12 protein-coding genes are annotated in these 12,357 nt (G+C 73.5%); 4 read left to right on the top strand and 8 right to left on the bottom strand.

What is annotated here, in order from left to right; all coding sequences use genetic code 11:
- Window positions 1–4: 4 nt before the first annotated feature.
- The 3 genes from ABTW87_RS08855 to ABTW87_RS08845 are packed head-to-tail and all read right to left on the bottom strand — an operon-like array spanning window position 5 to window position 1,388.
- Window positions 5–337 (bottom strand): helix-turn-helix domain-containing protein, encoded by a 333-nt coding sequence (locus ABTW87_RS08855; protein WP_350649966.1) that lies wholly within the window; start codon window positions 335–337, stop codon window positions 5–7.
- On the bottom strand, window positions 334–702 hold the full coding sequence (locus ABTW87_RS08850; protein WP_350649964.1) for a type II toxin-antitoxin system RelE/ParE family toxin: 369 nt from the start codon (window positions 700–702) through the stop codon (window positions 334–336). Before ABTW87_RS08850 ends, ABTW87_RS08855 begins: the two co-directional genes overlap by 4 nt.
- 47 nt (window positions 703–749) lie before the next feature.
- On the bottom strand, window positions 750–1,388 hold the full coding sequence (locus ABTW87_RS08845) for a DedA family protein (protein ID WP_350649962.1): 639 nt from the start codon (window positions 1,386–1,388) through the stop codon (window positions 750–752).
- A gap of 512 nt (window positions 1,389–1,900) precedes the next feature.
- Between ABTW87_RS08845 and thrS the strand changes: the two genes are divergently transcribed.
- Window positions 1,901–3,118, top strand: coding sequence for a threonine--tRNA ligase (thrS, locus tag ABTW87_RS08840; RefSeq protein WP_350649960.1), 1,218 nt, complete (start codon window positions 1,901–1,903; stop codon window positions 3,116–3,118).
- A 62-nt stretch (window positions 3,119–3,180) separates the two neighbouring features.
- Here the strand turns inward: thrS and ABTW87_RS08835 are convergent, their stop codons facing one another.
- The 3 genes from ABTW87_RS08835 to ABTW87_RS08825 form a co-directional block, all read right to left on the bottom strand.
- Window positions 3,181–5,091, bottom strand: coding sequence for an ABC transporter ATP-binding protein (locus ABTW87_RS08835; RefSeq protein WP_502891555.1), 1,911 nt, complete (start codon window positions 5,089–5,091; stop codon window positions 3,181–3,183).
- A gap of 98 nt (window positions 5,092–5,189) precedes the next feature.
- Window positions 5,190–6,923 carry an ABC transporter ATP-binding protein gene (locus tag ABTW87_RS08830; protein ID WP_350649958.1) on the bottom strand — a complete coding sequence of 578 codons (1,734 nt, stop codon included), beginning with the start codon at window positions 6,921–6,923 and terminating at the stop codon, window positions 5,190–5,192.
- Window positions 6,917–7,381, bottom strand: coding sequence for a MarR family winged helix-turn-helix transcriptional regulator (locus ABTW87_RS08825; RefSeq protein WP_350649956.1), 465 nt, complete (start codon window positions 7,379–7,381; stop codon window positions 6,917–6,919). The genes ABTW87_RS08830 and ABTW87_RS08825 overlap by 7 nt, the downstream gene beginning before the upstream one ends.
- 167 nt (window positions 7,382–7,548) lie before the next feature.
- Between ABTW87_RS08825 and ABTW87_RS08820 the strand changes: the two genes are divergently transcribed.
- The gene (locus ABTW87_RS08820) at window positions 7,549–8,955 is read left to right on the top strand and encodes an alpha/beta fold hydrolase (protein WP_350649954.1); all 1,407 of its coding nucleotides are present in this window, start codon (window positions 7,549–7,551) and stop codon (window positions 8,953–8,955) included.
- A 59-nt stretch (window positions 8,956–9,014) separates the two neighbouring features.
- Here ABTW87_RS08820 and ABTW87_RS08815 read toward each other — a convergent pair whose 3' ends face one another.
- Window positions 9,015–9,461, bottom strand: a complete 447-nt coding sequence (locus tag ABTW87_RS08815; RefSeq protein WP_350649952.1) for a DoxX family protein — start codon at window positions 9,459–9,461, stop codon at window positions 9,015–9,017.
- A gap of 84 nt (window positions 9,462–9,545) precedes the next feature.
- On the opposite strand from ABTW87_RS08815, the gene ABTW87_RS08810 reads away from it, so the two are divergent.
- Window positions 9,546–10,115, top strand: a complete 570-nt coding sequence (locus ABTW87_RS08810; protein ID WP_350649950.1) for a TetR/AcrR family transcriptional regulator — start codon at window positions 9,546–9,548, stop codon at window positions 10,113–10,115.
- A 27-nt stretch (window positions 10,116–10,142) separates the two neighbouring features.
- Here the strand turns inward: ABTW87_RS08810 and ABTW87_RS08805 are convergent, their stop codons facing one another.
- Window positions 10,143–10,679, bottom strand: coding sequence for a MarR family winged helix-turn-helix transcriptional regulator (locus ABTW87_RS08805; protein WP_350649948.1), 537 nt, complete (start codon window positions 10,677–10,679; stop codon window positions 10,143–10,145).
- 52 nt (window positions 10,680–10,731) lie between these two features.
- On the opposite strand from ABTW87_RS08805, the gene ABTW87_RS08800 reads away from it, so the two are divergent.
- Entirely contained in the window at window positions 10,732–12,357 is a 1,626-nt protein-coding gene (locus ABTW87_RS08800; protein WP_350649946.1) for an MFS transporter, read from the top strand.

Here is a 12,357-nt window from a genome sequence, read left to right as displayed (position 1 = left end):
GCGCTCAGGCGACGTTGAGGTGGATGTTGCCGATTCGGGCGACGACATCCAGATGCCCACCCAGTCCGGTGACGTACGCCCGCAGCGTCTCCAGGCTGGTGTGCTCGCCGTTCTCGATCTGGCTGATCCGCGCCTGGGAGAGCCCTGCTGCCTCAGCCAGTTGACTCTGTGTCATTCCGAGTTGCTTGCGGATCTCCGCCAGCTGCGCACCACTGATCGAGGCCAGCATCCGCTCGCGGAGTCGGCTGCGCCGTTCCACGCGGTCCGGATCGTCCCAGTCGGGATCGATTTGCCGGGCCTTCCCCTTGACGTCCCGCCAGTCTCGCGACTCGGTCATCGTCCTGCTTCCTTCAACGCGACGAGATGTTCCTCGAACCGGGCGTCAGCCACCGGTATCGCCACCTCGTACCACCTCTGCCACTGGCCGGACTTGTCGCCGGCCACCAGGAATACAGCTTCCCGGAGCGGGTCGAAGGCAAATATCATTCGGACCTCGGTCGACCCTTGTGAACCCGGTCGCAACTCCTTCATGTTGTGGAATGAACTACCCTTCAGCCGGTCGACCAGCGGCCGGCCGAGGGCCGGTCCGTGTTCCGCCAGGAGATCGATGGCCTCGCTGACGAGGTCTGCGCTCGGCGGATCCGTTGCGCACAGCTTGAGGAACCACGTCTCCACCTCCGGATGCAGCCTGACCTCCCACATAACCTCGAATATAAGTCAAGCTTATAGGAAGGGGGTGGCGGACGCGCTCAGTCGCCGGGGACGTCGGTCGGGCTGGTGGTGCGGGCAGCCAGCAGGCTCATCGCCCAGCCGGCCGCCGCGAACCCCGCCGCCGCCGCTGCGGCGATCAGCGCGAGGCGCCACGCCGAGCCGGTCAGGGCGGCGCCGCCGAGGTGGCCGACAAGCGCGCCGTACGTCGCCCAGCCCAGGGCGGCCATCGACTCGTACAGCAGGAACAGCCGGTACGGGTAGCGGCGCCGGCCGGCCGAGAAGCAGGCCGCCATCCGGCCGCCGGGTACGAAGCGGCAGACCAGGATGACCACCGGACCTGGCCGGCGCAGGCCCCGGGTGAACCGCCCGGCGGCCCGCCGGGCCGCGCCCGGCTCCCCGCGCCGGCTCGCCCGGCGGCCGGCCCGCAGCGTCGCCGCGAGCCGCGAGGAGGGCGCCACCCGGCCGAGCAGGTAGCAGGTCAGATCGCCGGCGAAGACGCCGGCCGCCCCGACCGCGATGGTGACCGGCAGGCTCAGGCCGCCGTAGACGGTCAACGCCCCGGAGGTGATCATGATGGCCTGGGTCGGGATCACCGGAACGAAGGCGTCCGCGATCAGCAGGCCGAGCAGCGCGAGGTACGCCCAGGTCGGTGACGCGACGTCAAGGAGTTCGGGCACGGCTGTCACCTCGCCGGACGGGCCGATCGGATGCTGGAGAGCCTGACGGGTCGCCGGGCGTCACCGGGGGCGACCCTGGCAGGTCGTGACCGTCGACACGGGAGGCCCACCATCGGCAACGATCCGTGGGGTGCGCGGGTGACGGCCCGGCCCGGAAGTCGGGGGAGCGGGGGAGGTCGCCGGATCGGCGTCGGTCGGCGTACCGTTGTCGGCGCGCGGCCCCGTCGGGTCCCCCGTTCTCGACGAGCCGGCCGCCGCGGGCGGCCGGCAGGTCCCGTGCCGGCCGCCCGCCCCTCCTTCCGTGCACCGACCGGCGGAAATCCGGGTGCCGGCCGGTCGCGGCCGGACGTACGCTCGCCGCATGCATGGTGCGGTACGGACCACGACGCCGGGAGACCCCGGCGCGCCGCACTGACACGTTTGTCGACGAGGCCCCGGGGCGATCCGCCCCGGGGCCTCGTGGCGTTCCGGGCACGGGCGCCTCCGGGTCGTACCCCAACCAGGAGCGCGACATGATCGACCACCGTAGGCTCGGCCGTGAGCTGGGCCTCTTCACCTCCGACCCGCTCGCCGGCGCGGGCCTGCCGCTGTGGCTGCCGGCCGGGGCCGCGGCCCGGCACGCCGTCGAGGAGTACGTCCGCGACCTCGAACGCCGGTCCGGTCACCAGCACGTCCTCACCCCTCCGCTGGGCAAGCGGGAACTCTTCGAGCTCTCCGGTCATCTCGGCTACTTCGCCGACGACATGTTCCCGCCGATGCGGCTCTCCGCCGACGACGAGTTCGTGCTGCGGCCGGCGCTCTGCCCGCACCACGCGCTGGTCTACCGGTCGCGCGGCAGGTCCTGGCGGGACCTGCCGCTGCGCGTCGCCGAGCTGGGCGGCATGTACCGGGCCGAGCGCTCCGGCGTGCTCGGCGGGCTGTCCCGGGTACGCGCCATCTCCCTGAACGACGGGCACAACTTCTGCTCGCTGGAGCAGGTCGGCGAGGAGGTGGCGGAGGTCCTGCGGCTGATCCGCGAGGCGCACGCCGCGCTGGGCGTACGGCCGGCCGGGTTCCGGCTGTCGCTGCGCGGCCCGGGGGAGAAGTACGTCGGCGACGACGCCCAGTGGGCGCGGGCCGAGGAGCTGCTCCGCGCGGCGCTCGACGGGATGCCGTACGCCGAGGGGCCGGGCGAGGCGGCCTTCTACGGACCGAAGATCGACATTCAGGTCGTCGACGCGGCCGGCCGGGAGTCGACCCTCTCCACCGTGCAGCTCGACTTCGACAAGCCGGAACGGTTCGACCTGTCCTACGTGGACTCGGGAGGGGCGCGGCGGCGTCCGGTGATGGTGCACCGGAGTCTCGTGGGCAGCATGGAGCGGCTGTTCGCGTACCTGATCGAGGTGCACGAGGGCGCCTTCCCGGCCTGGTACGCGCCGGTGCAGGTGGTGGTCCTGCCGGTCGACGCCGGGCAGGACGGCGCGGCCGACGGGTTCGCCGCCGCCGCGCGGGCGGCCGGGCTGCGGGTCGAGGTGGACCGGGCGGGCTCGCTGGGCGCGCGGGTCCGCGACGCCGCCCGGGCCCGCGTCCCGTATGCGGCGGTGGTCGGGCCACGCGAAGCGGCGGCCGGACGGATCTCGCTGCGGCTGCGTGACGGGCGCGTCCTCGAGCCGATGCCGGCGGCCGAGGCGCTCACCCTCATCGGGAAGGTCGTCGGGGCACGCGCCGTGGGCCTCCTGCCGCCCGCCTGAGCGGTCGCCGGCCGGTCCCCGCCGTGCAAGGCGGGGACCGGTCGGGTCGGTTCGGTGTCCGGTCACGGCGCGGCGACCGCCGGTTCCGGCTCGGCGGCGCTGCCGCGGGTGAACTGGGACCGGTACAGGCGTGCGTAGGCGCCGTCCGCCGCCAGCAGTTCGTCGTGGGTGCCCTGCTCGACGATGCGGCCGTCCTCCATCATCAGGATCAGGTCGGCGTCGCGGATGGTGGAGAGGCGGTGCGCGATGACGAAGCTGGTCCGGTCCGACCGCAGCGCCGCCATCGCCCGCTGGAGCAGCACCTCCGTCCGGGTGTCCACCGAGCTGGTGGCCTCGTCGAGGATCAGCAGGGACGGCTCGGCCAGGAACGCGCGGGCGATGGTGATGAGCTGCTTCTCGCCGGCGCTGACGTTGCTTCCCTCCTCGTCGATCATGGTGTCGTAGCCGTCCGGGAGGCTGCGCACGAACCGGTCCACGAACGTCGCCCGGGCCGCGGCGACGATCTCCTCCTCGGTGGCGTCCGGCCGTCCGTACGCGATGTTGTCCCGGATCGTGCCGGCGAAGAGCCAGGTGTCCTGCAACACCATGCCCACGCGGCCGCGCAGGTCGTCCCGGGTGAGCCGGGTGACGTCCACCCCGTCGAGGGTGATCCGGCCGGCGTCCAGCTCGTAGAAGCGCATGACCAGGTTGACGAGGGTGGTCTTGCCGGCCCCGGTCGGCCCGACGATCGCCACCGTCTGGCCCGGCTCGGCGACCAGCGAGAGGTCCTCGATCAGCGGCTTGTCCGGCGCGTACCGGAAGGCGACGTGCTCGAACTCGACCCGGCCGCGCGGCTCGGTGACCCGGGCCGGGACCGCCGGGTCCGGCGTCTGCTCCTCGGCGTCGAGCAGCGCGAACACCCGCTCGGCGGAGGCGACCCCCGACTGCAGCAGGTTGGCCATCGAGGCAACCTGGGTGAGCGGCTGGGTGAACTGGCGCGAGTACTGGATGAACGCCTGCACGTCGCCGAGGGTCATCGTGCCCGACGCCACCCGGAGGCCGCCGACCACGGCGATCGCCACGTAGCTGAGGTTCCCGATGAACATCATCGCCGGCATGATGATCCCGGAGATGAACTGCGCGCCGAAGCTGGCCCGGAACAGCTCCTCGTTCTTCGCGGCGAAGGCGGCCTGCACCTCGCGCTGTCGCCCGAACACCTTGACCAGTTCGTGCCCGGTGAACGCCTCCTCGACCTGGCCGTTGAGCTCGCCGGTGTGCCGCCACTGCGCGATGAACCTCGGCTGTGACCGCTTGGCGATCTGTTGCGTCACGAGCACCGACAGGGGCACCGCGACCAGCGCGACCAGGGCCAGCAGCGGCGAGATCCAGACCATCATGGCGAGTACGCCGACCACGGTGAGCAGCGAGGTGAGCAGCTGGCTCAGCGTCTGCTGGAGGCTGATCGAGATGTTGTCGATGTCGTTGGTGACCCGGCTGAGCAGCTCGCCGCGGGGCTGCCGGTCGAAGTACGGCAGCGGCAGCCGGTTCAGCTTGGCCTCCACGTCCGCCCGCAGCCGGTGGACCGTCCGCTGCACCACCCCGGTGAGCAGCCACCCCTGCCACCAGGTGAGCAGGGCCGCCGCGACGTACAGGCCCAGCGCCAGCAGCAGCACGCGGGCAAGTGCGGCCTGATCGATGCCGGCGCCGGGCACGACGTCCATCCGGGTGATGATGTCGGCGAAGCTGTCGTTGCCCGCCGCGCGGGCCGCCGCCGCGGCCTCCTCCGTCGTCGTGCCGGGCGCGAGCTGCCGGCCCAGCACCCCGGCGAAGATCACGTCGGTGGCGTGACCGAGCACCTTCGGCCCGACCACCGCCAGTCCGACGCCGAGCACCGCCAGCCCGAGCACCCCGACCAGCTGGACGCGGTGCGGGCGCAGCCGGCCCAGCAGCCGCCGGGCCGACGGCCCGAAGGACATCGACCGCTCGGCGGGCATGCCGGCGCCCATCCACGGCGGTCCGCCGCGCTGGCCGCCGGGTGGCAGCCGCCGCGGGGTCCGCCCGTCACCGGCCGGCTTCTTCTGCTGTACGACGCTCACGCCGTCACCCCCGTGGTCTGCTGGGACGCGACGATCTCGGCGTAGGTGGGACACGTCTCCAGCAGCTCGTCGTGCCGGCCGATCCCGACGACGCCGCCGTCCTCCAACACGACGATCTGATCGGCGTCGACGACCGTGGAGACCCGCTGGGCCACGATCACCACCGCCGCGTCGGCGGTGACCGGCCGCAACGCCGCCCGCAGCCGGGCGTCGGTGCCGAGGTCGAGAGCCGAGAACGAGTCGTCGAACAGGTAGATCTCCGGACGGCGGACCAGCGCCCGCGCGATGGCCAGGCGCTGTCGCTGCCCGCCGGAGACGTTGGTTCCGCCCTGCGCGATCGGCGCGTCCAGCCCGTCCGGCATCGCCTCGACGAAGTCGCGCGCCTGCGCCACCTCCAGCGCCTCCCACAGCTCGGCGTCGCTCGCGTTCGGGTTGCCGTGCCGCAGGTTGCTCGCGATCGTGCCGGTGAACAGGTACGGGCGCTGCGGCACCAGCCCGATCCGCCGCCACAGCTCGTCGGGGGCGAGGTCCCGCACGTCGACGCCGTCGACAAGCACCGCGCCCGAGGTCACGTCGATCAGGCGTGGCACGAGGGCGAGCAGGGTGCTCTTGCCGGCGCCGGTGCTGCCGACCACCGCGGTGGTGGTGCCCGGCGCCACCCGGAACGACACGTCGCGCAGCACCGGCTCGGCCGCGCCCGGGTACTGGAACCGGACGTCGCGCAGCTCCAGCTCGGCCCGGCCCGGCGGCACGGTGACCGGCCGCGCCGGCGGTACGACGGAGGACTCGGTGTCCAGCACCTCCATGACGCGTTCGGCGCAGACCGCCGCCCTCGGCACCATCATCAGCATGAAGGTCGCCATCATGACGGCCATCAGGATCTGCATCAGGTACTGCAGGAACGCGGTGAGCGAGCCGACCTCGATCCCTCCGGCGTCGACCCGCTGGGCGCCGAACCACAGCACCGCGACGCTGGAGACGTTGAGCACCAGCATCACCACCGGGAAGATCAGGGCCGCCAGCCGGCCGGTCCGCAGCGCGGTCGCGGTCAGGTCCGTGTTGGCGGCGGCGAAGCGCCGGGTCTCGTACGGCTCGCGGACGAACGCGCGGACCACGCGGATGCCGGTGATCTGCTCGCGGAGGACACGGTTGACCGTGTCGATGCGGGTCTGCATGAGCCGGAACCCGGGCACCATCCGCCGGATGACCAGCCCCAGGCAGACCGCGAGGAGGGGCACGCTGACGAGCATCAGCCAGGAGAGGCCGACGTCCTCGCGCAGCGCCATCACCACACCGCCGACGCTCATGATCGGTGCCGCGACCAGCATCGTGCAGCTCATCAGCACGAGCATCTGCACCTGCTGCACGTCGTTCGTGTTGCGGGTGATCAAGGACGGAGCGCCGAACCGGGCGACCTCGCGGGCGGAGAACCGGTTGACGTGCGCGAAGACCGCCGCGCGGACGTCCCGGCCGTAGCCGCCGGCGATGCGGGCGCCCAGGTAGACGGCGGCCACCGAGCAGACGATCTGCACCAGGCTGACCGCCAGCATCCAGCCGCCGGTACGCAGGATGTAACCGGTGTCGCCGCGGGCGATGCCGTGGTCGATGATGTCGGCGTTGAGGCTCGGCAGGTACAGCGAGGCGATCGTCCCGACGAACTGGAGGGCCACCACCGCGGCCAGCGGCCGGTGGTAGGGGCGTAGGTACGTCCGTAGCAGCCGGGTCAGCACGTGGGGTCCCCGTCGGCCGTCGCGCCGGGGCCGCCGCCGATGACCGCCAGCAGGAACTCGCGGATCACCGCCGCCTTCGCCGGGTCGGCGTCGACGGGCGTGAGCGGCCGGTCCGACCGCAGCACGGCCTGCAGCGTCTCGACCCGTGCCCGTCCGGCCGCGGTGAGCGTCAGCTTGACGCTGCGCCGGTCGGTGTCGTCGCGCTGCCGCTCGACCAGGCCGTCCCGTTCGAGGGTGTCGACGATGCCGGTGAGGGTGGCCGGCTTGACGAAGCACCGCTCGGCCACGGCGCGGTGGGGCAGCTCGCCGTGCTCGTGCAGGGTCATCAGGGTGACCATCCCGGCCTGGGTGAGACCGTGCTCCTCGGCGAGGAGCCGGTTCCACCGCTGACTGGTGAGGTGCCCGGCCACCACGAGCAGACGCCCGATCGGTACGTCGTGCAGGCGGAACAGGTTCATGGGATTAGGTTAGCCACCTGATAGTCAGGGGCCAAACTAATTTCCCCCCTAGGGTCCCAGCGGATGCGGCCGGGGTGCCGGTTCAGGGCCGCGTGGGGGCTTCTCCCGGTTCTTCCCGCCGCCGGGCCTGCCGAGCATGGACGGACGTCGACACTTCAGGAGGAACCGTGTTCCGTCGCTGTTCGGCCCTTGCCCTCGTACTGGTCGTTCTGCTGGCCGGCGTGGCGCCGCCGGCCCGAGCCGACCCCCGCCCGTCCGGCCTTGCCTGGGGCGCGTGTCCCGACGACCTGCCGAACGTGCCGCCCGACCCGCTCGTGCGGTGCGCCCGGCTGCGTCTGCCGGTGGACTGGTCGCAACCGCGCGGGGCCACCTTCGAACTCGCCGTGGCGCGCCGGGCGGCCCGGGTGCCCGACCGGCGGGTGGGCACGCTGGTCTTCGGCCCGGGTGGTCCGGGTGACTCGGGCGTCGAACGGATCCGCCGGGGGGACCGGTTCAGCGAGGAGCTGCTCGACCGGTTCGACCTGGTCAGCCTCGATCCACGTACGGTCGCCCGCACCGCCGCGCCGGTCTGCGCGCCGGATCCGGCCCTGCGCAGACCGCCGGTGCCGCTCTCCGGTCAGGCCGACTTCGACGCCGTGGTGGCGTACAACCGGGCGCTGTGGGACCGGTGCCGCCCGACCAGCCCGGTCTTCGATCACGCCGACACCTTGAGCACGGTGCGTGACCTGGAGGCGTTGCGCCGTGCCCTGGGCGAGCGGCGGCTGAGCTTCCACGGCAGCTCCTACGGCACGCTGCTGGGTCAGCAGTACGCCGAGCGGTACCCGCACCGGGCGCGGGCCGTCGTGCTGGAGGGCGTGTTCGACCACAGCCTCGACGTACCTTCCTTCGTCCGGACGCAGGCCGTCGCGCTCCAGGACGCGTTCGACGAGTTCGTCAGCTGGTGCGACCGTTCGACCGGGTGCGCCCTGCACGGCAGCGATGTGCGGGCGGTCTGGGCGGGGGTGCTGGCCCGCGCGGACCGCGGTGCGTACGCGCCGCGGACCGCGTTCGACGTGACGGCGGTGGCGCTCGGGCTGCTCGCCCGTCCGCGCTGGCCGGAGCTGGCGGCGGCGGTGCAGGGCATGGCGGCGGGCGCCTCGCCCCCGGCGGTGGACCTGCCGCTGTCGGTGGCCGCCTTCTGCGCCGACTGGCCCGTCGAAGTGCGCGACCACGACGAGTACGCCGCGCTGGTCCGCACGGCGGCAGCCGCCGCTCCGGACGTCCGGTACGGCGCCGGGCTGCTCGCCGTGCACACCTGCCTCGGCTGGCCGGCCCCGGTGCGGAACCCGCCGCATCGGCTGCGTGTGCACACCCGTACGCCGGTGCTGCTGCTCAACGCGCGACACGATCCCCGCACCGGCTACGCCTGGGCGGTGAACGTCGCCGAGCAGTTGGGCCGCCACGGTCGACTGGTCACGTACGACGGTTGGGGGCACGGCACGTACGAGCGCAGTGCCTGCACCGTAGCGGTGGTCGACCGGTACCTCGTGGACCTGACGGTGCCCGCGCCCGGCACCCGCTGTCCGGCGGTCTGACACCTGGCGTCGGTGGACCCGGTGGCGCGGGCGCTCCGGGTCCACCGACGGGCGGCCCGTCAGGGGGCGACCCAGACGGCGGCGGCCGCGGCGAGGAACACCACCTGCAGGGCGGTCCGGGCACCGAGTGGCGTGACCGGGCGGCCGGCGAGGGTGAGCTTCCGCCGGGCCGCCGACACGTTCGCGGGGAACATGGCCAGCAGGAGCACCGCCAGCGCGGCGGCGGCCCACCGGGCGGTGGCCGGGACGAGCAGCGCCACCGCGCCGAGCAGTTCGAGCACCCCGGTGACTGTCACCAGGAACTCGGGCCGGGGCAGCCTGGGCGGCACCATCGCCACGAGGTCGGCCCGGCGTCGCGGAGCGAAGTGGGCCAGACCGGTCAGGACGAACATCAGCGCCAGCCCCACCCGCAGTGCGGGCTGCCAGCCGTCGAGCGCGGCCACTCCGGCCAGGCCGGCCAGCCGGGCCAACCCGGCGCCGGCGAGCAGTGCGATCAGCGGGACCATCGTTATCTCCTCACGGCGAATCTTGCTGGTGTCAAGATTGCCCCCGCCGACGGCATCTTGTCAATGCAAAGATACGATCGGCCGATGACTGGCACACGTGGCTACCATCACGGGGACCTGCGTCGGGTACTGCTCGCCGCCGCCGCAGAGGTGATCGAGGAGTCCGGCCCGGCCGCGCTGAGCCTGCGGGACCTCGCGCGTCGGGCCGGGGTGTCACACGCCGCGCCCGCTCATCACTTCGGCGACAAGGCCGGCCTGCTCACCGCGCTCGCGGTCGAGGGCTTCGACCTGCTCGCCGAGGCGCTGCACGCCGCCGACGGAGGTCTGGTGGAGGCCGGAGTGGCCTACGTGGACTTCGCCGTGCGGCACCGGGCGCACTTCGAGGTGATGTTCCGCCCCGATCTCTACCGGGCGGACGCGCCGGAGGTGGCGGCCGCGCGGGAACGGTCGGGGGCGGCCCTGCGCGCCGGAGTCGCGGACCTCCCGCCGGGCCACGGCACGGCGGGCGACGCCGCCGGGGACGCCCTCGCCGCCTGGTCGATCGTGCACGGCTTCGCCACGCTCTGGAACGCCGGCGCCCTGCCGGCGGAGGTCGGCGACGACCCGGGGACGGCGGCGCGTGGCGTCATCCACCGCCTCTTCGGCCCGCGCTGAGCTGCGGTCACGGCGGGTCTCGTCACGTCAGCGGGGCGGCCGGCCGCCCGTCGTGGAGTCGTCCGGTGCGGTCGCCACGTACTCCCGCATCACCGCCGCCACCTCCCGCAGGAAGCCGGCGGTCGCCGCCGCCTGCTCCGGCGTGAGCCGGGCGACCGCCCGCTCCACGCCGGCCAGCATCGGCCGCAGCGCCTCCAGAACCTCGTCGTACGCCCGGTCGGTGACCTGGAGCGCCACCCGGCGCCGGTCCTGCGGATGGGGCGCCCGCTCGACGTGGCCGGCGCGCACCAGCCGGTCCACCAGGGTGGTGGCCGAGGCCGACCGGATGCCGAGCCGGTTGCCCAACTCCACCGGGCCGAGCGCGTCCGGGCTGGAGACCAGGTGATCGATGGCGGCGGCGTCGGTCGCCCCGATCCCCAGACGGCGGGCCAGGGCACCGCGGGTGTCGCCCGCGGCCCGGATCACCTCGCGCAGCGCGCGGGCGGTCTCGCTCGTCGACGGGGCCTCGCTGTACGGGCCGCGGCGCGCGCCGCGCCTCTCGGAGGTTGACGAGACCTGGTCCACCGGCAAAAACTAGCATCCCATGTAGCTAGAGAAACTAGCGATCGGAGACGGTATGCCGGACCAGGGACGCGCCCGCTGGTGGGGGCTCCTCGCCCTCAGTCTCGGGGTGGCGACGATCATCGTGGACGTCACGATCGTCAACGTCGCGGTTCCCGCGATCATCCGGGACCTCGGCATCACCGCCACCGACGCACAGTGGGTCCAGGAGGCGTACACCCTGGTCTTCGCGTCCCTGCTGCTGGTCGCCGGCCGGTTCGCGGACCGCGCGGGGCGGCGGCGGATGTTCGTCGCCGGCGTGGCGGTCTTCGTCGGCGCCAGTGTGCTCGCCGCGGTGGCCGGATCCGGCGAGGCGCTGATCGGCGCACGGGTCCTCCAGGGGCTCGGCGGCGCGATGATGCTGCCCACCTCGCTGTCCCTGCTCAACGCCACCTTCACCGGCCGGGAGAAGGCCGTCGCCTTCGCGGTCTGGGGCTCCACCATCGGAGGTGCCGCCGCGTTGGGTCCACTGCTCGGCGGCTGGCTGACCACCGAGCTCTCCTGGCGCTGGGCGTTCGGCATCAACATCCCGGTCGGTGTGCTGGTGGCGGCGGCCACGCTGGCACTGGTCCGCGAGTCCCGCGACGGACGCGCCGAGCGCGGTCTCGACTGGTTGGGGCCCCTGCTCTCGGTCGCCGGCATGACCGGGGTCGTCTTCGCGCTCATCGAGGGGCGGACCTACGGCTGGTGGCAGCGGGAGAAACCATTCAGCCTGCTCGGTCTGGACTGGACCGCCGGGATCTCGCCGGTGCCCGTCGCCGGGCTGGCCGGCCTGGCCGCCCTCGCCGTCCTCGTCGCCCACCAGCTGCGCCGTAACCGCGCCGGCCGGCCGGCCCTGCTCGACCTGTCGCTGTTCCGGATCGGCTCGTTCCGCAATGGCGTCACCGCCGCGGCGATCGTCAGCCTGGGCGAGTTCGGCCTGCTCTTCGCCCTGCCGCTCTGGTACCAGAACGTCCTCGGCTACAGCGCCTTCGACACCGGCCTGGCCCTGCTGCCGCTCGCCGTCGGCAGTTTCCTGGCCAGCGGTCTCGGTGCGCCCCTCGTCGGGCGGTGGGGCGCCGCCCGGGTGGTGCAGCTCGGCGTCGCGGCGGAACTCGCCGGCATCGCCGGCCTGGGCCTCGTCGTCGCCCCCGACACCCGCTGGTGGGCGCCGCTCGGATTCCTCTTCGTCTACGGCGTCGGTGTCGGCCTGGCCACCGCCCAGCTCACCGGGGTGTCCCTGCGCGAGGTGCCGGTCCGGCAGAGCGGCCAGGGCTCCGGCGTGCAGAGCACCGCGCGCCAGGTCGGCTCGGCACTGGGCATCGCCGTGCTCGGCACGGTCCTCTTCGCCGGGCTCGGCGGCCTCCTCGGCGACCGGCTCGCCGACCGGACCGACCTCGACCCCGCCCAACGCGAGCAGGTCGTCACCGCGGTCCGGGAGAGTGCCGGCGCGGCCATCGGCGGGCTCGCCGCCGACCCGCGTACCGCCCCGATCGCCGAGGAGGCGAAGGCCGCCTTCTCCGAAGCCACCCGGTACGCGGCCTTCGCCGCCGCCGGCTTCCTGCTGACCGGCCTGATCGCCTGCGCCCGGCTGCCGCGGGACCACCCCCGGCCTGTCGACCCGGCGCCCGAGCCGGAGCCGGCGACGACCCCGGCCGGCTAG

The organism is Micromonospora sp. NPDC126480, from assembly GCF_040302465.1.
GTDB lineage: Bacteria > Actinomycetota > Actinomycetes > Mycobacteriales > Micromonosporaceae > Micromonospora.
Note: the sequence above shows the minus strand (reverse complement) of the source record. Positions and strands in the feature narration are given on the sequence as shown.